General features: G+C 62.7%; 17 protein-coding genes. 11 read left to right on the top strand and 6 right to left on the bottom strand.

Annotated elements, in window-relative coordinates; genetic code table 11:
- Positions 1-595: 595 nt before the first annotated feature.
- Positions 596-1,114: a GNAT family N-acetyltransferase gene (locus B3M53_RS08495; protein WP_273021229.1), complete on the top strand. Its 519-nt coding sequence runs from the start codon at positions 596-598 to the stop codon at positions 1,112-1,114.
- Positions 1,115-1,188: 74 nt separating this feature from the next.
- Entirely contained in the window at positions 1,189-2,076 is an 888-nt protein-coding gene (locus B3M53_RS08490) for a bile acid:sodium symporter family protein (protein WP_273021230.1), read from the top strand.
- Here the strand turns inward: B3M53_RS08490 and B3M53_RS08485 are convergent.
- On the bottom strand, positions 2,073-3,077 hold the full coding sequence (locus B3M53_RS08485; RefSeq protein ID WP_414690715.1) for an RluA family pseudouridine synthase: 1,005 nt from the start codon (positions 3,075-3,077) through the stop codon (positions 2,073-2,075). The two genes, B3M53_RS08490 and B3M53_RS08485, sit on opposite strands and share 4 nt — an antisense overlap.
- Positions 3,078-3,263: 186 nt before the next feature.
- Between B3M53_RS08485 and B3M53_RS08480 the strand changes: the two genes are divergently transcribed.
- The 3 genes from B3M53_RS08480 (at position 3,264) to sppA (ending at position 9,427) form a co-directional block, all read left to right on the top strand.
- Positions 3,264-5,600, top strand: coding sequence for a TonB-dependent receptor (locus B3M53_RS08480; protein ID WP_273021233.1), 2,337 nt, complete (start codon positions 3,264-3,266; stop codon positions 5,598-5,600).
- Positions 5,601-5,737: 137 nt separating this feature from the next.
- On the top strand, positions 5,738-7,465 hold the full coding sequence (locus tag B3M53_RS08475) for an alkaline phosphatase D family protein (RefSeq protein ID WP_273021236.1): 1,728 nt from the start codon (positions 5,738-5,740) through the stop codon (positions 7,463-7,465).
- 96 nt (positions 7,466-7,561) lie between these two features.
- Positions 7,562-9,427 (top strand): signal peptide peptidase SppA, encoded by a 1,866-nt coding sequence (sppA, locus tag B3M53_RS08470; protein WP_273021238.1) that lies wholly within the window; start codon positions 7,562-7,564, stop codon positions 9,425-9,427.
- A 61-nt stretch (positions 9,428-9,488) separates the two neighbouring features.
- Here the strand turns inward: sppA and B3M53_RS08465 are convergent, their stop codons facing one another.
- The gene (locus B3M53_RS08465) at positions 9,489-10,355 is read right to left on the bottom strand and encodes a LysR family transcriptional regulator (protein ID WP_273021239.1); all 867 of its coding nucleotides are present in this window, start codon (positions 10,353-10,355) and stop codon (positions 9,489-9,491) included.
- A gap of 104 nt (positions 10,356-10,459) precedes the next feature.
- Here B3M53_RS08465 and B3M53_RS08460 point away from each other — a divergent pair, with 104 nt between their 5' ends.
- Positions 10,460-11,092 carry an FMN-dependent NADH-azoreductase gene (locus tag B3M53_RS08460; RefSeq protein ID WP_273021241.1) on the top strand — a complete coding sequence of 211 codons (633 nt, stop codon included), beginning with the start codon at positions 10,460-10,462 and terminating at the stop codon, positions 11,090-11,092.
- Between the two features lie 60 nt (positions 11,093-11,152).
- Here B3M53_RS08460 and folE read toward each other — a convergent pair whose 3' ends face one another.
- Positions 11,153-11,782 carry a GTP cyclohydrolase I FolE gene (gene folE / locus B3M53_RS08455; protein WP_022701298.1) on the bottom strand — a complete coding sequence of 210 codons (630 nt, stop codon included), beginning with the start codon at positions 11,780-11,782 and terminating at the stop codon, positions 11,153-11,155.
- A gap of 291 nt (positions 11,783-12,073) precedes the next feature.
- Between folE and cysS the strand changes: the two genes are divergently transcribed.
- From cysS to B3M53_RS08435, 4 genes are read left to right on the top strand one after another with little or no spacing between them, the layout of a single operon-like run.
- Positions 12,074-13,462 (top strand): cysteine--tRNA ligase, encoded by a 1,389-nt coding sequence (gene cysS / locus B3M53_RS08450; RefSeq protein WP_273021244.1) that lies wholly within the window; start codon positions 12,074-12,076, stop codon positions 13,460-13,462.
- Between the two features lie 39 nt (positions 13,463-13,501).
- On the top strand, positions 13,502-13,939 hold the full coding sequence (locus B3M53_RS08445) for an iron-sulfur cluster assembly scaffold protein (protein ID WP_273021246.1): 438 nt from the start codon (positions 13,502-13,504) through the stop codon (positions 13,937-13,939).
- A 49-nt stretch (positions 13,940-13,988) separates the two neighbouring features.
- Positions 13,989-14,345 (top strand): membrane protein insertion efficiency factor YidD, encoded by a 357-nt coding sequence (yidD, locus tag B3M53_RS08440; protein ID WP_273021248.1) that lies wholly within the window; start codon positions 13,989-13,991, stop codon positions 14,343-14,345.
- A gap of 14 nt (positions 14,346-14,359) precedes the next feature.
- Positions 14,360-15,244 carry a glycosyltransferase family 2 protein gene (locus B3M53_RS08435; RefSeq protein ID WP_273021250.1) on the top strand — a complete coding sequence of 295 codons (885 nt, stop codon included), beginning with the start codon at positions 14,360-14,362 and terminating at the stop codon, positions 15,242-15,244.
- Between the two features lie 13 nt (positions 15,245-15,257).
- On the opposite strand, the gene B3M53_RS08430 is transcribed toward B3M53_RS08435, so the two are convergent.
- From B3M53_RS08430 to B3M53_RS08420, 3 genes are all read right to left on the bottom strand, one after another.
- Complete coding sequence (locus tag B3M53_RS08430; protein ID WP_273021252.1) at positions 15,258-15,812, bottom strand: DUF305 domain-containing protein; 555 nt, start codon at positions 15,810-15,812, stop codon at positions 15,258-15,260.
- Between the two features lie 102 nt (positions 15,813-15,914).
- Complete coding sequence (locus B3M53_RS08425) at positions 15,915-16,817, bottom strand: hydroxymethylglutaryl-CoA lyase (RefSeq protein ID WP_273021253.1); 903 nt, start codon at positions 16,815-16,817, stop codon at positions 15,915-15,917.
- Positions 16,814-18,517 carry an ArnT family glycosyltransferase gene (locus B3M53_RS08420; protein WP_273021254.1) on the bottom strand — a complete coding sequence of 568 codons (1,704 nt, stop codon included), beginning with the start codon at positions 18,515-18,517 and terminating at the stop codon, positions 16,814-16,816. The genes B3M53_RS08425 and B3M53_RS08420 overlap by 4 nt, the downstream gene beginning before the upstream one ends.
- Before the next feature lie 111 nt (positions 18,518-18,628).
- On the opposite strand from B3M53_RS08420, the gene B3M53_RS08415 reads away from it, so the two are divergent.
- The gene (locus B3M53_RS08415; protein ID WP_273021255.1) at positions 18,629-19,357 is read left to right on the top strand and encodes a glycosyltransferase family 2 protein; all 729 of its coding nucleotides are present in this window, start codon (positions 18,629-18,631) and stop codon (positions 19,355-19,357) included.
- The last annotated feature ends 43 nt before the right edge of the window (positions 19,358-19,400 follow it).

The raw sequence follows: 19,400 nt of genomic DNA, 5'->3' as shown, positions 1-19,400 counted from the left end.
GAGCCCTTGGCGCCGACAGAATGAGCAGCGCCGCGTTCATTTAGGTAGCCCATTTCCAGATTAACAGGGGTCACAAGCCGGTGAGGCTGAAACACAATCCGTCAGGCCTTGAGATTAAAGCAAAAAACGGCGCCCGGATTAAGGCGTCTCACGGAAACAATGTATTGCTTTGGCGAACAAGCCTTCAGGCCTGTCCTCCTCGAACCGTTCAGTCCCAGCGCTCAATGCGCGCTGTCACAGGGCGAGCCAGACAATGGCCGCCGCCCCGCCGAACAGTGCGCCGATCACGCCCGCCCTCATCAGCATGCGCGCGCTGACCGTGCTGTCGCCCTTGGTGATCAATCTCATGCCGCCTCCTGTCCGGGCTCGAGGGGCTGGCGAAGATGCGGGCCACGCGCCCGGACGCCAGCGATCAATCTGCTTCAGAGCCTGATTGAAACCCGAAGCCGTTTCACCGCCAAGTCAAAAGCGTTGAGCCCGACTGTGCGGCGCGGGTAGGGCGCGTTTGGATGAAAAGCCGGCAGCTCACTGATTTTTCTGGACGACGAGCCGCCTCGATATTGCCCTCGGACGAAAGCTTGGCGAAAAGAGAGGCATGAGCATTACAGTCAGACCCGCTCGTCCGGGCGATCAGGACGCCCTTGCCCTTGTGGGCGCGGCGACATTTCTGGAAAGCTATGCCGGCGTCGTGGACGGCGGCGCCATCATTCGTCATTGCGCTGAGCGGCATACGCCGGAGGTTTACGCGCAGGCGCTTGAAACGCCCGGCCAGGCGCTCTGGCTGGCCGAACAGGACCCTGGTGCGGCGCCCGTGGGGTATCTTCACCTGACCGAGCCCGATCTGCCGGTTGAAACACGCGCCGCCGATCTTGAGATCAAGCGTATCTATGTTCTTGCGAGCCTGCATCGCTCGGGCCTGGGACGGCGTTTTCTTGACGCGGCGCGTGATCATGCAGGCGCCGCAGGCGCCCGACGCCTGTTGCTGGGCGTCTATCAGGGCAACACCCGGGCGCTCGCCTTCTATGATCGCATGGGTTTTGAGAAAATCGGTGTTCGCCAGTTTGATGTGGGCGGGCGCATCTATGATGACTGGGTGTTGGCGCTGACGGTGTGAGCGCCCCAGGGAACAGAAAAACCACAATTGAAATATGCCTTTATGCGCTCTCTTAAGCGCTTTAGGGTGTGGGCATGGATACTCTGTTCGCGCAAGTTCTGCTCCCGCTCGCCCTGGCCTTCATCATGTTCACCCTCGGGGTGGGGCTGACGCCGGCTGATTTCAAACGCATCGCGCTCCAGCCCAGGGCGTTTCTCGTGGGCACGGCGCTGCAATTCATCTCGCTGCCCTTGATCGCCATCGCGCTGGTGGCGTTTCTGCCGATCCCGCCGATTGTGAAAGTGGGCGTGGTATTGTTGGCGGCCTGTCCGGGCGGAACCACCTCCAATCTGCTCACCCATATGGCGCGGGGCGATGTGGCGTTGTCGGTCTCTTTGACCGCGATCACGTCGCTGGCGTCTGTGGTGACCGTGCCGCTGGTTCTGATGGTGGCGCTGGCGCTGTTCATGGGCCCGGACGCGCCTGAGGTGGGCATGGTGTCCACGGGCGTAGTGATTTTCGCGCTGACTGTGATCCCGGTCGCGCTGGGTATGGTGTTGCGCAAGCTGGCGCCCGGCATTGCGCTGGGGCTGGAACGCAATTCACGCTTCATGTCCGCTTTGGTGTTCACCGCGGTCGTTCTGGCGACCATCATCAATGAAGGGCTGGGCGAAACCCTGCGCCGCCTGACCCAGGCGGGCGCGGTGTCGCTGGCGCTGAATGTGGCGGCCATGGCGGTGGCGTTCGCAGTGTCGAGCTGGATGGCGTTCAAGATGCGCCAGCGCATCGCCCTGACGCTGGAGTGCGGCTTGCAGAACGCCACGCTGGCCATTGTGGTGGCGAGTTCCTTGCTGGGCGATATCGACTACGCCATGCCCGCCGCGATCTACGGTCTGATGATGTTCGCCACGGCGGGCGTGTTCATCCTGTGGGCGCGGCGCTGGTCAAAGGCGGCGGTGCGCGCCCGGGCGATGGCGCGTTAGATCCGCTCCAGAAAGCCTTCCAGCCTTTGCATGTCCTTGGGCAGCTCGGTTTCAAATCTTACAGCTTCGCCCGTCACGGGGTGTTCAAAGCCCAGAACGGCGGCGTGCAGCGCCTGGCGGCGGAAATCCTTGAAGTCCTTGCCGCTGTCGAGTTTCGCCAGCGGGGTGGAGCGGCCCCGGCCATAGACCGGATCGCCCAGCAGTGGGCAGCCGATATGGGCCATGTGCACCCGGATCTGGTGGGTGCGCCCGGTTTCAAGACGGCAGCGCACCAAAGCGCACATGGGATGGCCCACAGACTTGCCCGGCTCCTGGCCAAAGGTTTTCAGCGTCTCGTAATTGGTGATGGCGTGTTTGCCGGCGTTCGACTCCGGTCTGTCTATCACCGCCATTTTCTTGCGGTCATGGCTGGAGCGCGCCAGCCGCGTTTCTATCCGCCCTGTGCGGGGCTGCGGCGCGGCGCGCGTGAAAGCCAGATAGGCGCGCTCGACCGTGTGGGCGGCGAATTGCTCGGACAGCCCCTGATGCGCCTTGTCTGTCTTGGCGGCCACCATGACGCCGGAGGTGTCCTTGTCCAGGCGATGCACGATGCCGGGGCGTTCCACCCCGCCAATGCCTGACAATGATCCGGCGCAATGAAACAGCAGGGCGTGCACCAGCGTGCCGGTCCAGTGTCCGGCGGCGGGATGCACCGCCATGCCGGCGGGCTTGTTGATGACGATCAGATGCTCGTCTTCAAACAGGACCTCCAGCGGAATGTCTTCGGGTGTCGGCGTCGCCTCGACCGGGGCGGGCACGTCGAGACGATACACTGCGCCTTCGCGCACCTTGGCGGAGGGATCGGTCAGCGCTTCGCCATCCACACTCAGACAGCCCTGCTCGACCAACGCCTTGCAGCGCGAGCGGGAGAGGTCGTCCCACACTCCGGCCATCCAGCGATCCAGGCGCGCGCCGGAATCTTCGGCGGTCGCAACCTGTTCTCTGGGCGTATTTTCGTTCAGTTTCAAATGAATGCGCCTATTCGTTTATGCATATTGAGTGGCTTTTGGGTGACATCTGCTGCATTGCTTCATAGCGTAATCATTCTTTGTCCGAGCCGTTAGCGAAGCGTCACACTTCGCCCCTAACAGCAGCGGGTCAGCGTTCCTTGGGGTGAACGCTATGTAACAAGTTCAGGGGTCCTTACAATGACGTTCAAAGCTCGCTTGTCTGCGTGCGCTGCGCTGATCGCGCTTGCGCCCGCCGCACCCGCTTTCGCACAGACTGATGCAAACTCAGAGGTGACGGACGTTATCACTGTCACCACGCAGTTCCGCGAACAGTCTCTGGCCGATGTGCCGATCAATGTCTCGGCGTTTAACGAAGAGCTGATCGAACGTCTCGACATCCGCAATCTCGAAGACATGGCCCTGTTCACCCCGGGTCTCGTCATTCAGGAGCAGAGCCCGAACAATACCGGCTACTCCCTGCGCGGCATCACCACCGATAGCGGCGTCGCCACCGCCGAAGCGCGCGTGGCCATGTTCCAGGACGGCCTGTCCATCTCGCGTTCGCGCGGCTCTTATGTGGAGCTGTTTGATATCGAGCGCCTGGAAGTCGCCAAAGGCCCGCAGCCGACCCTGTTTGGTCGCGGCGCGCTGATCGGCGGCATCAACATCATCCAGAACAAGGCCGATTTTGAAAACTCCGCCAGCGTGTTTGCGGGCCTGGGCAATTTCAACGCCTATGAAGTCGGCGGCCATGTGAACTACGCTCTGGCTGACAATTACGGCCTGCGCTTTGCTGCGGTGAACCGCGTGCGCGAAGGCTATATCGACAATCTCGGCGATGGCGACGATCTGCAGGGCCGTGACGTCCTGGCGGGCCGTCTGGTCCTGTCGGGCGAGCCGATGAGCAATTTCAGCTTCGACCTGATCGCCAACTGGCAGCAGGACAGTGGTCCGGGCACCTCGTTCAAGTCCGGCGTTCTGGCGCCCGTGGGCGGCGACACCTCGCCCTACACGGCTGCGGACCTGCGCGTCATTGACGGCTTCCTGGGCGATCAGGGTCTGGGTCTGGACCGTTGGGTCTGGGGCGTGACCGCGCTCACCAGCTGGGACATCAACTCAAGCTGGAACCTGTCCACGGTCACCGGCTACCGCGCATACGACTCCCTTGAGATCTTTGATCCGATCGGCGGCGGCATCGAATTCCTGAACTTTGCTGAAGACGCCACCGGCCGTCAGACTAGCCACGAAATGCGCCTCAGCTTTGACAATGGCGGCCCGCTCACCGCGTTCGGCGGCGTCACCTATTTCTACGAAGCCAACACCCAGCGTATTCCGGGCATCTACAACGAAGCCGCCGTGCAGGCCTTCTTCGTCGGCGCGGGCTCCTTCGGCGATCCGGCTGTTATCGCGGGCGCCCTGGGCGTGCCGGTTTCAGCCATCACGGATGTGACCAACCCGTACCCCTATTCCATCGCCGCCCTGACAAGTGGAATGGGCCTGGTGCCGCTGCGTCCGAACTATTACGAGGAATCCGCGAACGCCGGCTCGACCGAAGCGCTGGATTTCTTCGCGGACGCATCCTACGCCGTCACGGATCGTCTGACCCTGACCGCGGGCGTGCGCTACACCGATGAGAGCAAGAGCTCGACCGGCTATGGCGGCACGGCCATGGGCCCGAACCGCGTGACCTTCGGTCCGGCCCTGATCCTGACCGCGACGCCGGGCGGCGCAGCCTTCACCGACACTGCCGATTTCGACGCCTGGACCTATCGTGTGAACGCGGCCTACACGCTGACCGACCGCATCAACACCTGGGTCAGCTATGCCCGCGGCCGCAGCCCCGACCTTCTGTCGCTCGACAGCAATTCGCCGACCCTGTTCTCGACCTCCCCGGCGGAGATCGTGGACTCGCTGGAAGCGGGCGCCTTCGTCACGCTTGATCGCGGCACGCTGACCGCATCGGTTTATCGCTCCGAATATGAAAACTTCCGCACCTCGGTCTTTGATCCGCTGACGGCGACCTTCACCCCGCAAAACAATGGTGAAGCCACCCAGACCGGCGCCGAGATCCAGGGCGATTTCCGCGTCACCGACACCTTCGACCTGATGGTCAGCTATTCCTACAACATGGCCAAGTTCAACGACACGTCGGGCGGCCAGCCGCAGGCGCTGGGCGGCAATCGTTTCCGCTATGCGCCGGAGCATTCGGTCGCTCTGGGCGGCCGTTGGGAAGTCGCCGCGGGCGATTGGGGCAATCTGACCGTGCTGCCGAGCTATTCCTGGCAGTCCCACGTCTTCACCGATAACGACAATGATCGTTTCGTCGGCGTGCGTCAGGACGCTTACGGCCTGCTGCGGGCGCGTGTGCGTTATGAGAGCGCGGACGCGGGCTATTATGCGGAAGTCTACGGCAACAACCTCACCGATGAGGAATACCTGATCGACGCCGGCAATACCGGCGCCGGCTTTGGTCTGCCGAGCTTCATCGCAGGTTCGCCGCTGACCTACGGCTTCCGCGTAGGCGCGACCTTCTAGGTCAGCCAGACGAAAAAGGCTCGTCTGGGGGGACGGGGCTGTGGCCGGCGCAAGGAGAGGGGCCTTGCGCCGGCCTTCTTATTTGTTCTCTACTTTTCCGCGACTCGTCGTGGATGAGCGCAATCGGGGGGAAGACCATGTCGGATGAAATGAAACTCACGCGCCGGGCGGCGCTGGCGGGCGTCGCCGGACTGGGACTGGCGGCCACCGCCTGCAGCCGCGAGAGCGCCGCGCCCAGCTTTGCGCCGCGCCCGCCCGCAGACGGGCCTTTCAAGCACGGCGTCGCCAGCGGCGATCCCGATCAGAGCTCGATCATGCTGTGGACGGCGATCACCGCTGACAGCCTTGACGCTCCCGTGCGGGTTCAGCTGGCGGAAGACCCCGACTTCCAGTCCGTCCTGATCGACGCCGAGGCGGCGCCCGCCGCCGAAGCGGTGCGCGCCATGACGCCGTTCAAATTGCTGGCGGACGGGCTGCAGCCGGGCCGGACGTATTGGTACCGCTTCTCCTTTGGCGGCGAGCTGAGCGAAACCGGTCAGACCCGCACCCTGCCTGAAGGCGCGGTGGACAGCTTCAAGATCGCCGCGTTCTCATGCTCGAACTATCCCGCGGGCTTCTTCAACGCCTATCGCGCGGCCGCCGAGCGCGGCGATATCGATCTGGTCGTGCATCTGGGTGATTATCTCTACGAATATGGGCGCGGCGGATACGCCATGGACGACGATGAGCGTCTGGGCCGGGTGGTCGAACCCGCCCATGAGATCGTCAGCTATGAAGATTATGTGCTGCGTTACGCCCAGTATAACGCCGATCCGGACCTCAAGGCGCTGAAAGCCGCTGCGCCCTGGCTGACGATCTGGGACGATCACGAGACGGCGAACAACGCCCATCGCACGGGCGCTGAAAACCATGATCCTGATGAAGGCGAAGGGCCTTGGCCTGTGCGGGTGAACGACGCCATGCGCGCCTATTATGGCTGGCTGCCGGTGCGTGAGCCCGACAATCGTCTGGCGCGTTACGGCGCTCTGGAGATCGGCGACCTGGCCACGCTGATCTTCCTGGAAAGCCGGCTGCTGGCGCGGTCTCAGGAAATGACGATGGAGGGCTTCCCCATCCCGCTCGATTCCGACCCTGAAGACCCCGAGGTGCAGGCTCAAGTACAAGCCTGGCTGGACGAGACGGTCGGTGGCGAGGAGCGCACCTTGCTGGGCGCCGAGCAGTTTGATTTCGTCATTCGCACGCTTGAGCAATCGGTCGCGGCCGGCAAGCCGTGGCGCATCTTCGCCAATCAGGTGTTGATGGGGTCGGCCACCGCGCCGGATTATACGCGGGAGACACCGTTCTGGCTGCGCTGGGGCATGCGGATTGCGGGTGGCGACATCTGGGATTTTGCCCGTCAGACCCAGTTTGGCGTTCCCATGACGCTGGACACCTGGGACGGGTTCCCGGCGGAACGCGAGCGTCTGTTTGAAGCCGCACGAAACGCCAACGCCGATTTCATCGTGCTGACCGGCGATAGCCATAATTTCTGGACGGTGGACCTGAAGACCAAAGCCGGAGAGCGTGTCGGCGTCGAATTTGGCGTCACCTCGGTGACCAGTCCGTCCGACTATGAATTCGTCAATGCGCCGAGCGTGGATTTCGGCCAGATGACCCTGCAGGCCAACCCGCACATCCTTCACCACAGCGTTTACGCCAAGGGCTTTGTCTTGTTGACCCTGACGCCGGACGAGGCGATCGCGGACTTTGTTACGGTCTCCACCATCAAGGATACGGCCTTTGAAGCCGGGCTCGACAGTCGTTGGCGCGTCACGCCCGCTTCTGGCGGGGCCGTGCCGGCGGTCGAGCGACTGCTTGGCGCCTGACCGGGGGTTGCATCATTTTAAGGTTCATACGCCTAGACAGGGGCAGGGCCGTAGGCCAACGTGAACGTTCATTCGGGGGTGAAATAAGGGGTTCCCATGTCGTCTGACGAAAACATTGTGGCGCGCATCTGGCGCTATATCGGCGCCTTCCAGCACGGATTATTGCGCGTCTTCGGAATCTTCGTGATCGGGTTTTTCCTGATCGCCTTCATCGGCAGCCTGTTCTCCAGTGACGAGTTCGACATGGCCGATAGCGGCGTTCTGATCTTCGCGCCTGAAGGTCCGATCGTGGAAGAACCCACCACCCTGTCGCCCAATGACGCCTTCACCGCGTCCTTGCTGGGCGGCGGTCCGGGCGAGGAAGTGCTTCTTCGCGATGTTATCGATGGGTTCCGCCAGGCCGCCGAGGACGATGACGTCACCGCCATTGTGATGAACCTGGAGCGCTTTGGCGGCGGCTATCCCGCAGCCCTGCATGAGGTCGCTCACGAAATGGAGGCCTTCCGCGAGGCCGGCAAAGAGATCATCGTCTATGGCGATAATTTCTCGATGAGCGGCTATTTCCTGGCGGCGCACGCCAGCTCGGTCTACTTGCACGACATGGGCGGCGCGAGCGTCACCGGCTATGCGGTCTATCGCACATTCTTCCGCTCCCTGCTGGATCGTTTGTACGTGACGCTGAACGTCTACCGCGTCGGCACGTTTAAATCCGCTCTTGAACCCTATCTGGGCGATGAGATGTCGGAACCGGCCGCCGAGGCGAACCTCTACGTCTTCGGCGATCTGTGGAACGCCTATCAGGAGCGTGTCGAAGCGGCTCGCGGTCTTCCGGACGGCGCATTGCAGACCTATGCCGACACCTTCCCGGAGCTGCTTGTGGCCCAGAATGGCGACACCGCCGCCGTGTCGCTGAACGCTGGTCTCGTGGACCATGTGATCGGTCGCGGCGCGTATCGCGATCTGCTCTCTGAACGGTTTGGCCGGGATGACGAAAACGGCGGCATCGTCGCCAGCAATTTCTTTGACTATGTGGAAGCCAAGCGCGAGTTCCAGCTGGTCCCTGCGGACAAGATCGTCGTGATCAAGGCTGTGGGCGGCATCGTCGACGGTGATGGCGATGGCGGCGTGATCGGTGGTGACCAGCATGCCGAGCTGGTGCGTCGGGCGCGTCTTGACGACAATGTTCGCGCAATTGTTCTGCGCATCGATTCAGGCGGCGGCTCGGCCTTCGCGTCCGAACTGATCCGCGAAGAGCTGGAAATGGCTCGTCTTGAAGGCAAGATCGTCATCGCCTCCATGGGCGGCGTGGCGGCTTCGGGCGGCTACTGGATCGCAACGCCGGCCCATGAGATCTGGGCGGAGCCGACCACCATCACCGGCTCGATCGGCATCTTCGGCTTCATCCCGACCTTTGAGAACTCTCTGGCCGAGATTGGCGTCTATGAGGATGGCGTCGCCACGACTGCGACCGCTCGTCAGCCCTCTGTGACGGGTGGCGTGACCGAGGAATGGGACACCGTGCTGCAAAGCTCCATCGAAGCAGGGTATGAGCGCTTCCTGTCCATCGTGGCGGAGTCGCGCGATATGACCCGTGATGAAGTGGACGCCGTGGCTCAGGGCCGTATCTGGACCGGTCAGCAAGCGTTTGACCGCGGCCTGGTGGATTCCATCGGCGGGTATGACGACGCCATCGCCGCCGCCGCCGAGCGCGCCGGTCTGGAAGAGGGCGATTACCGGGTCGTGGAATTCCGCGACGAGGTCGATCCTTTCGCACAGATCCTGCAAATGCTCGGTCAGGACGCCCGTCTCGCTGTCTTCGGCGAAGGGCTGCTGGGTTCGGGTTGGCTGGGCGATATGGCCCGCGACGCGCAGGACGAGATCGAAACCATCAACATGATGAACGATCCCAACGGCGTTTACGCCAGCTGCGTGGAATGCAACGCCTTCCGCATCAACCCATAGGCTGACGCACCCCTGTGACGAGAAGGCCCGGCTGGTTCAGCCGGGCCTTTTTTGTTGGGGGTCAGCCTCGAAACTGGGCGCGAAGCCAGCGCAGGAATTTGCGGACCTTGCCGGACTGAAGCGCTTCCTCCCGACCGGCGATCTTGTAGGCGGGGCCCTTCATCCGCATGACGGGGCTCACAGGAACCAGCAAGCCGCGCTGGATGAGAAGGCTCAGCAAATGGGGGCTACCCAAGAGCAGGCCCTGTCCTGCGAGCGCGCACTGAACGGCGTACTGTTCGTCCTCGAAGGCGCGTTCTGTCGCGACCTTGATCCGCGGGCCCGCCGGCTCTGACAGATCTCGCCATGTGGGAGCAGCGCCAATCGGCATCCGCCAGCTTGGGCTGAGCAGATCCACGCTGCGCCCGGCCAGCGCCTTGTCTCTGAGGGCGGGCGTGGCGAAGGCGCCAAATTCATCTTCCACGAGGATGTCCTCATCCCCACGGACCGGCCCATAGCGGATCGCGAGATCAATCTGGGTCGCGCGTTTCAGGTCGACAGGCGCATAGGAGGTTTCGATCCGGAGGCTCAAATCGGGAAGCTCCGCTTCGAGCTGGGCCAACCTGGGCGCCAGCCACAGGCTGGCGAAGGCGGGGGTCACGGCGACGGTGATCCGTCCGGTCTGGGGTTCGAGCTCGGACAGGGCGATATCGATCTCCCTGAAGGCGCCGGCCAGGCGTTCGGCCAATTGCCTGCCTTCAGCTGTGGCGGTCACGCCGCGAGATGAGCGGATGAGCAATGGCAGGCCCAGCTGCGCCTCCAGCGCCTTGATGGCGTGTGACAGCGCGGTTGGCGTCACCCCCAGCTCTTCGGCGGCGCGCGCCAGGGTTCCGTGTCGCGAAGCGGCCTCGAAAGCTCGCAGCGCGCGATGGGAGGTATGAACGGACATGAGAAAATCTCATCTCTAATTGAAGTCATCTCTATAGCGCACCAGCGCGATATGCTGAAATTCATAAGCCTCTTTCAACCCTAAAAGGATTAGAGGTGAAGAAAATGCATGTCTTGAGAGTGGATTCGAGTGTCCGGAAGGACGGCTCGTTGAGCCGGAAAATCGGAGACGCCTTTATGGAGGCGCTCCGGAAAACTCATGCCGCAGTCAAACTGACCGAACGCGATGTGGGTCTGAACCCGCCCTCCATTATCACGTCCGACTGGGTGGCGGCGGCTTTCACGCCTGAGGCGGACAGAAGCGCGGCGCAAGCACAGCTTCTGGAGCGCAGTGATCAGGCCATCGCCGAGCTGCATGCGGCCGAGATCATCCTGATCACGGCCCCCATGTATAATTATGGCATGCCGGCGGGTCTCAAGGCCTGGGTGGACAGCGTCGTACGCAAGGACCAGACCTTCACCTTTGACCTGGCGCGTGGCGACTTTCCCTTGAAACCGGTCCTGTCAGGCAAGACGCTTGTTCTGGCGACGGCCTGGGGCGAGTTCGGCTTTGAGCCGGGCGGCGTGCGGGACGGGCAAGGCCATCTGGTGGGCCATGTGCGTGCGGTCTCGGGCTATCTGGGCGCGGACCGGGTCGAGCATGTGGGCGTCGAGTATCAGGAGTTCGCCGATGACCGCTTTCAGGCGTCCATGCAGGCGGCGCTGGAGCGAGCCAGCGCTCTGGGCGCAAGCCTTTGAAAAACAAAAAAGCCCGGGAGCTGCGCTCCCGGGCTTTTGTCTGACTGCGGTGGTCTGCGCCTAGCGCTTGGACTGCTCGCACAGATTCATGAAGCGCTGGCGCAGTTCGGCGTTCGCCTTGAACTCGCCGCGGAACATGGTGGTGATCGTTGAGACGTTGGGGTGGTGCACGCCGCGGGTGGTCATGCACTGGTGCTTGGCGTCCACGAAGATGGCGACGCCCAGCGGGCTCATCGCGTCCTCGATCGCATCGGCGATCTGGGCGGTCATGGTCTCTTGCGTTTGCAGACGCTTGGAGAAGGCCTCGACCACCTTGGCGATCTTGGAGATGCCCACCACCGCGCGGTCGGGCAGATACGCAACGCACGCGGTGCCCAGGATCGGCGCCATGTGGTGCTCGCAATGGCTCTCCACGTCGATATTGGTCAGCATGACCATGTCGTCATAGCCCTGCACGTCCTCAAAGCGCTTGCCGAGGATCTTGTGCGGGTCTTCGTCATAGCCGCGGAACCAGTCGTTATAGGCGTTCACAACGCGCTTGGGCGTTTCCAGAAGGCCTTCACGGCGTGGATCATCGCCGGCCCAGCGCAACAGGGTGCGCACGGCTTCTTCGGCTTCATCGCGGGTCGGGCGGACGACGCTGTCGTCGGTGACGTTCACCAGGTTTTTCTTATCAGTCATGGCGTCCATGAGTGGCGGATCCTTTCGTTGACGGGCGCCGCCGCATCAACACAGACACGACGACGAAGTACCGGTTTCCGGATCCAGCAAGGGCGTGACGGTCGGAGCCGCAGGCGCGTGCCGGGTCTAGATGGTTTCCTCCGGGAAGCGGTGATCACCGCGTCCAGCGCTTAGTTAGTTTCGGCATTTGAAATGTCCAATGCCGTAAGAAGTCTTTTTCCCAAGCGAGCGACGTTGTAGACCGGCGCACTGGTGCAACGCAAATCCCTGCGCTGCGCTCAGACTTTTGGAAAAGCTCAGATGACCGTCCTTCGACTGTATGACACCGCCGCTCGCAAAAAGCGCGACTTCGTCCCGATCAATCCAGAGCGGGTGACGATGTATGTGTGTGGTCCGACGGTGTATTCTGAAGCCCATATTGGAAATTTCCGCCCGCCAGTGGCGTTTGACGTGCTGTTCCGTCTGCTGCGACACATCTATGGTGCGGACCGTGTGGTCTATGCGCGCAACATCACCGACGTGGACGACAAGATCAACAAGGCGGCGGCTGACGCCGGCGTTGATATTTCCGTGATCACGGACAAATACGCCGCAATCTATCGTGAAGACAGTGCCGCTCTGGCGATCCTGCCGCCTTCACTGGAACCGGCCGCCACCGCGCACATGCCGCAAATGATCGCGATGATCGAAAAACTGATGGCGGACGGCTTCGCCTACGCCGCCGAAGGGCATGTGCTGTTTTCCGTCAGCGCCTATGACGATTACGGCAAGCTCTCTGGGCGGGATCTGGAAGACATGATCGCGGGCGCGCGTGTGGAAGTCGCGCCCTATAAGCGCGACCCTGCTGATTTTGTTTTGTGGAAGCCCTCCAAACCGGGTGAGCCGGAATGGGACGCGCCTTTCGGGGCGGGACGTCCGGGCTGGCATCTTGAATGCTCGGCCATGATCGAGGCGACCTTGGGGGAAACCATCGACATTCATGGCGGCGGCGGAGACCTCGTCTTCCCGCACCATGAGAACGAAGTGGCCCAGTCTGTCTGCGCCCATGGCGGCGCGGCGCTGGCCAATTACTGGCTGCATAACGGCTTCCTCTCCATGGCGTCCGAGAAGATGTCCAAGTCTCTGGGCAATGTGATCAAGCCCAATGACCTGCTGCAGGCCGGGGTTAAGGGCGAGACCATTCGCTACGCCCTGATGACGGGCCATTACCGGGCGCCGCTGGACTGGAACGCCAAGCTGCTCGAGGTCACGCAGCGGTCGCTGGATCGTCTGTATGGCGTCCTGCGGCGGCTCAAGGATGTCGAGGCGGCTGAGGTGGACGTGCCCGCGGCAGTGCTGGAGGCGCTGCTCGATGATCTGAACACCCCCAAGGCGCTGGCGGCGCTGTTTGAGATCGCCGGTCGCGCCAACAAGGCCGAGAGCGAGCAAGAGCAGGCGCAAGCCAAGGGCGAACTGCTGGCGGCGGGACGCCTGCTTGGATTGTTTGAAGCGGACCCTGACGCCTGGTTTGGTCTCGATACGGTCGATGAAGCGCTGCGTGCGGAGATCGACCAATTGCTCGCAGAGCGTCTTGAAGCGCGCCAGGCCAAGGACTTCGCCAAGGCGGACTCCATCCGTGAAATCCTGACGTCGAAAAACGTTCAGGTGGATGATGGTCCGGAAGGCGCCACCTGGCGGCTGAAGGGCTGACGCCTTGAAATCGACCGCTTGGGAGCGGACATAACGCTCATGAGCGACATCTATTCCAACGACCTGCTCGAACTGGCGGCTGATATCCCGCATATCGGCCGCCTGAGCGCCCCTCATGGCAGCGCCCACAAGGTCTCCCGGATTTGTGGGTCCGAGCTGACGCTGGACCTCAAACTGGATGAAGGGCGTATTTCCGAAATCGGGCTTGAGCTGCAAGCCTGTGCGTTGGGCCAGGCCAGCGCCAGCGTGTTCGCCCGGTCGGCGATCGGGGCTGACCTGGACGAAATTCGCGCCGCGCGGGAAGCGCTACGGGCGATGCTGAAAGAGGGTGCGCCGCCGCCAGGCGGCCGGTTTTCCGCCCTGGTCGCGCTTCAGCCCGCCGCCGCCTATCGCCAGCGTCACGGGTCTATACTGCTGGCGTTTGACGCGGCGCTGGAGGCTTTTGAGGCGGCGCTCGCTCAAACTCAGGCCCAATAGGGGACTCGAAACGAGTTTTGGATTGATCACGTGCGGAACTGGGCTTCTAATGTGTAGACGAGCTGGACTTGCACGCTTGCCGACTCGCGTTGGACTGGTATTGCTGCGCGCTTATCAAATCGGACTGTCTCCGATCCTATACGCGTTTGGCGTGCGTTGCCGACACCAGCCCAGTTGTTCGAACTACGCAACCGATTGCGTGCGCGAACAAGGATTGTGGCGCGGCTCCTGGCTGGCGGCGGGTCGAGTGCTTCGGTGTCGACCAGGCGGCAGCTGGGGATATGACCCGGCTCCCGCACCTCGCCCGAGAACGGCGTGGTGGAAAGTCTGGGCGCTGCGCGAGGGGCCAGTGCGAGACAGGCAAGGCTACATACATCCGGCGGATGATGCGCCGGATCGTGAATGAGTGGGGGAACGGACGTGGATCAACCAGTCCGATCGGGCATCTCGGCGGTCATCGTGACCTTTCGTACGGGTGACGTCCTGCTTGAGTGCGTGGATTCCGTGCTGGCGGCGCCCGATGTGGACGAGCTTGTGCTCGTCAATCACGATAATCCGTCAGACATGGTCGATCAGCTCGAACAGCGCGCCCGTCATGACGGGCGGCTGAAGCTGATTCATACCGGCGCCAATCTGGGCTTCTCCCGCGGCTGCAATATCGGGGCGAAGTCCGCCCAAGGCGATGTTCTGTTGTTCCTCAACCCGGATGCGGTTCTGAAACCGGGCGACGCCATCCGCCTGCGAGAGACGCTGCAGGGGCGAACCGAGCCCGCCATTATCGGCGCCCGCCTGATCGGGCCTGATGGCAAGGAGCAGCGCGGGGCTCGTCGCGGCGCCCTGACCCTGGGCTCTGCGTTCACGGGGTTCCTGGGTCTGTCGTGCGCCTTTCACCGCGAACATGAACCGCTTCCCGGCGAGCCGGTGCAGATGCCGACGGTTTCAGGGGCGGCCATGGTGATGACCCGTCATGGATTTGAGATACTTGACGGGTTTGACGAGGGTTATTTCCTCCATGTGGAGGATATCGACATCTGCAAGCGCGCCCGGGACGCGGGCGGTGAGGTCGTGTTTGAACCGCGCGTGGAGATCGCCCATGTGGGATCAACCTCCAAGATCAGCCAGGTGAAGGTGGAAATCTTCAAGGCGCTGGGGCTGGCGCGCTATTTCACCCTGCATGGCGGCCTGATCGGTCCGGTGCAGGGCTTTGTGCTGGGACCGGTCTTCCTGTTGGGCGCGCTGGCGCGCTCGCTTGTCTCGCGCCTGCAGGCGCGCTCTGGCGCCAAGCTGTCAGCGACCGATCTCTGAAGGACAAGCAGCCCTAGGGCGTATCAGCACCTGCCGCATCTTGCACGGTGAGATCGTCTCCGAACTCTGGAACCGGACGAGCGTTCGCCTCGACGTTTGTGGCCGCGACGCCGTTTTCGGCGATATCACGGATCAACCAGTTCATTTCCTCGATCTCGCGCCGTTGAGCTTGAATGATTTCATCGGCCAACTGGCGCACACGAGCGTCTTCAAGAGCTGCGCGTTCGCTCGTCATGATGGCGATGGAATGGTGCGGGATCATCGCCCTCATGTAGGACTGGTCGCCGACAGTGACCTGGGATCGGACCAGAAACAGCGCCAGGATGAAAACCAAGGCGCTGCCGGCGTAGATGCCGAGATTGATTTTGGTGTTCTTGTACATGCCTAGCATGAAGGAGAGCATGACCACCGCCATCGCCGGGCCCATTACAAAGGTCATGTAGAACCGGGTTTCGCTCCAGCGTAGATGCTCGAATGCGAAGGTGTTGAAATACATCAGGATGAACATGATCAGGGATGACGTCCCGATCATGGCGGCGAAGCGCCAGTACTTGTTGTTGTCGGTCATCAGAACCCTCAGTTTCGAAAAACCAGGAGGACTTGCAACGCTGTTCAGGCGCAGTTGTTCCGAGATTTGGGTCTGAAAAACAGACGCGCCGGACGCAGGGCGTCAACGCGGTGGAAACGGCCCTGCCTTGCTGAGCGCGGATTCGATGGGGTGTTTAAGCGCAACCTGTTCGAGCCAGTGGGCTGTCTCAATCATCTTGTCCAGATCAATGCCGGTGCTGAATCCGCCGCGTTCGAGCATGTAAACCACGTCCTCGGTCGCCACATTACCGGTTGCTTTCGGAGCGAACGGACAGCCGCCAATCCCGCCCGCTGACGCGTCGATCACATCCACGCCTGCCTCGACGGCGGCGTAGACATTGGCGATGGCGGTGTTGCGGGTGTTGTGAAAGTGAAGGCGCAGGCGCGCTTTCGGCGCGGCCTCGCGCACGATCTCCACGGCCTTGTTGACCTGCCAGGGCGTCGCAACGCCAATGGTGTCGCCCAGCGCGATTTCGGTCGCCCCGGCGGCTGCGGCGCGTCCGGCCAGCTCGCCCAGGATCGCGGGATTTACTTCACCGTCAAACGGGTCGCCGAACGCGACCGAGATGGTGGCGGACAGGGGAATGCTTGCGTCATGGGCCAGCACCGCGATCCGGTCCAGAAGGTCGGCGGTGTCTTGCGGAGTGGCGTTCTGATTGCGCTTTCCAAAGCCTTCAGAGGCGACCATGACGTAATTGATCTCGTCACAGCGCGACTCGATCGCCTGGCGCATGCCGCGCTCATTCAGCGCCAGCCCGATGAAGGAGACTCCACGATCGCGGGGGACCTGCTCCATCACGGCGACGGAGTCCGCCATTTTCGGCACCGCCTTGGGATTGACGAAGCTGGCCGCTTCCATGCGCTTGACCCCGGCGTCGATCAGCCGGTCGATGAAGTCCAGCTTTACGGAGGTTTCAAGCAGGACCGGGTCGTTTTGCAGGCCGTCGCGCGGTCCGACTTCAACGATCTCGATAGAACGGCTCATGGTCTGCTCCCAGAAGTTTCGGCGGCGCTGGCGTCGCAGCCGGTCGCGGCGATCAGCAACACCGTGTCGTCGCCGCGTGAATAATTGAACCCGTCCACAAGCCGCACCGCACAGGCGCGCTGCACAAACGGGCGCAGGGTCTCCGCCGCATTATCGCTCCAGCGGCTCAGATCAAATACGTAAAGTCGCGGTGTGGAGAAATCGAGGCGCCCGGCCGCCAGATCTGCAGCGATCTCATCCGCATCGCGCAAATGCACCGCGCCGCGCGTCAGGAAGACGAAGCTGGGCTCGGTATAGGTGGAGACGAGCTCTGCATCGCCCACAAGCGCACGCATGTCCGCGACTTCCGCTGCTGCGGGGCCGGAGGGGAACAGGATCTCGGCGGACGGCGCGACCACGCCGCGGCCCAGCCCATGCCAGCTCAGCCCGATCACCACCAGGCCGATCAACGCCAGATCATAGCGCCGCATGTAGAGCGCGAAGGTCGCCGCGAGCCCGCAAAACACCATGATCCCGGTCGCCAGAAAGGCCGCCCATTGCGCGCCGGAAAACCGCCAGGCGAGCGCGATCAGAAGGCCGCTCGCCAAAAGGACGCCCAGGCCCAGCAATCCCAGCCCCACAAGCCGCCAGCGGCGTTCCACCCGCCCCCAGCGGGCCAGACCGAGCCCGGCGATGACCGCGAGGGCGGGATATATCGGCAAGGGGTAATGGGGCAGCTTGGTGGGGATCAGTTCCACCAGCAGCCAGGCAGGCGCGATAAAGGCGACCAGCAGGCGCGCGGCTTGTGCGTCTTGCGTCTGGTCGCGCCAATCCTTGATCAGGCTCGCCAGTCCTGTGGGCAGGCTGACGATCGCGGGCAGGAACAGGATCGGCAGTAACAGGAGATGACTGCCCGGGGGCGCGCCATGACCTTCATGGCCGGAGACCAGCTTGGGGGCCATATCGCCGCCCAGCGCGTCCAACAGAAAGGCGCCGTCCGTGGCGATCTGCACGCCGATCAGCCAGGGCAGAAGGATCAGCGCGGCCAGCACCGGGCCGGGCCAGTAGAAAAACACCTTGAGCCAGATCACGCGGCGTTCGAGCGCACACAGCGTCAACACCGCCAGCCCCATCATGGCGGGCGTCACAGGGCCCTTGATAAGCGCCGCCAGCGCCACGAACACCCACATCAGCACCGCCCAGCGGCGGCGGCGTGAATCCGTTTTCGCCAGCCAGACCTCGACAAAGGCGAGAAAACTCAGCCCGGTCATGGCGCATAGCAGGGCGTCGGTCTTGGCGATGCCGCCTTCAGACGCCAGCAACAGCGTGACGGACACCAGCGCCCCGGCGAAGACGCCCGTGCGATGGTCGTAAAGGCGCCGGCCCGCCCAGAAGGCGCTCAGCGCAGCCAGCATCGCCCCCAGCACCGACGGCAGGCGGTAGGCCCAGATGTCACGCGCCTCCGGCCCGGTGGTCACCGCGACGCTCAGGCTTTGCAGCCAGTAGATCCCGATGGGTTTTTTATGGCGCGGCTCGTCCTGAAACCGGATCTCGACAAAATCGCCGCTTTCGAGCATTTGCGCACTGGCCTGTGCGAAGCGCGCTTCGTCGCGGTCGAGCACAGGCAATGTGAATACGCCCAGAAGACTGGCGATCAGGGCCAGGCCGGCGATGAACAGGCTGGCCCGTTCGGTGTTTATCAGGCGATCTTGCAACGACATGAACGGCCCGGGCGCAGAGAAAAAAGAAAAAGGTCGTGCGTCTGTGTGAATAATCGGTATGAAACGCGGCAAGATATTCTTCAAGCAAGTCCGTCCAAGACGAAGCGTTTCATGACTGATCCCCGCCCAGAGCTGAGTATTATCGCGCCGATGCATAACGAGGCAGGTAACGCTGCGCGTCTTGCCGAAGAAATCTATAGCGTTCTGAAAGACCGTTCGCACGAAATCGTTCTGGTCAATGACGCCAGCACCGATGAGACGCTGGCTGAATTGCTGGCGGCGAAGGCGACCATCCCGACGCTTCGGATCGTCACGCACCGCAAGAACGCCGGGCAGTCTCGTGCGATCCGCACCGGCGTTCTGGCCGCCAAGGCGCCGCTGATCTGCATGCTGGATGGCGATGGCCAGAACCCGCCCGCCGATATTCCAACCCTGGTCGACGCCCTGATGGCGGCGCCGGAGACCACCGGCATGGTGGCGGGGCGTCGCGTGGGACGCCAGGACAGCGCGTGGAAGAAAACCGCATCGCGGCTTGGCAATGGCGTGCGCAAAGCCTTGCTGAATGACGATGCCGACGACACAGGCTGCGGGCTCAAGGCCTTCCGTCGGGACGCTTATTTGCTATTGCCCTTCTTTGATCACCAGCACCGCTTCCTCCCCGCCTTGATGAAGCGCGAAGGCTTTGATGTGGGCTTTCGGGATGTGGGCCACAGGCCACGCACCGCCGGCCAATCGAAATATACCAATCTGGGACGTCTTTTCGCCTCTTTGAGCGATATGCTAGGTATGATGTGGCTTAACAGTCGTGCGCGTCAGCCCGGCGGCTGGGACGAGGCCTGATCAGGCGACCGAGTTCTTCGGCGCCGGTGGTGGACGGGCGACG

Origin of the sequence: Oceanicaulis sp. UBA2681 (genome assembly GCF_002354675.1) — a bacterium.
GTDB classification, from domain to species: Bacteria; Pseudomonadota; Alphaproteobacteria; order Caulobacterales; family Maricaulaceae; genus Oceanicaulis; species Oceanicaulis alexandrii.
This window is presented reverse-complemented; position numbering and strand designations above follow the sequence as displayed.

Excerpts from the sequence above, each read along its gene's own strand:
- B3M53_RS08420 (WP_273021254.1), bottom strand. The coding sequence starts at position 18,517 with ATGTCGTTGCAAGATCGCCTGATAAACACCGAACGGGCCAGCCTGTTC.
- yidD (WP_273021248.1), top strand. The coding sequence starts at position 13,989 with ATGTGTAGACGAGCTGGACTTGCACGCTTGCCGACTCGCGTTGGACTG.
- sppA (WP_273021238.1), top strand. The coding sequence starts at position 7,562 with ATGTCGTCTGACGAAAACATTGTGGCGCGCATCTGGCGCTATATCGGC.
- B3M53_RS08415 (WP_273021255.1), top strand. The coding sequence starts at position 18,629 with ATGACTGATCCCCGCCCAGAGCTGAGTATTATCGCGCCGATGCATAAC.
- B3M53_RS08445 (WP_273021246.1), top strand. The coding sequence starts at position 13,502 with ATGAGCGACATCTATTCCAACGACCTGCTCGAACTGGCGGCTGATATC.
- B3M53_RS08430 (WP_273021252.1), bottom strand. The coding sequence starts at position 15,812 with ATGACCGACAACAACAAGTACTGGCGCTTCGCCGCCATGATCGGGACG.
- B3M53_RS08465 (WP_273021239.1), bottom strand. The coding sequence starts at position 10,355 with ATGTCCGTTCATACCTCCCATCGCGCGCTGCGAGCTTTCGAGGCCGCT.
- B3M53_RS08475 (WP_273021236.1), top strand. The coding sequence starts at position 5,738 with ATGTCGGATGAAATGAAACTCACGCGCCGGGCGGCGCTGGCGGGCGTC.
- B3M53_RS08425 (WP_273021253.1), bottom strand. The coding sequence starts at position 16,817 with ATGAGCCGTTCTATCGAGATCGTTGAAGTCGGACCGCGCGACGGCCTG.
- B3M53_RS08480 (WP_273021233.1), top strand. The coding sequence starts at position 3,264 with ATGACGTTCAAAGCTCGCTTGTCTGCGTGCGCTGCGCTGATCGCGCTT.
- B3M53_RS08490 (WP_273021230.1), top strand. The coding sequence starts at position 1,189 with ATGGATACTCTGTTCGCGCAAGTTCTGCTCCCGCTCGCCCTGGCCTTC.
- folE (WP_022701298.1), bottom strand. The coding sequence starts at position 11,782 with ATGGACGCCATGACTGATAAGAAAAACCTGGTGAACGTCACCGACGAC.
- B3M53_RS08495 (WP_273021229.1), top strand. The coding sequence starts at position 596 with ATGAGCATTACAGTCAGACCCGCTCGTCCGGGCGATCAGGACGCCCTT.
- cysS (WP_273021244.1), top strand. The coding sequence starts at position 12,074 with ATGACCGTCCTTCGACTGTATGACACCGCCGCTCGCAAAAAGCGCGAC.
- B3M53_RS08460 (WP_273021241.1), top strand. The coding sequence starts at position 10,460 with ATGCATGTCTTGAGAGTGGATTCGAGTGTCCGGAAGGACGGCTCGTTG.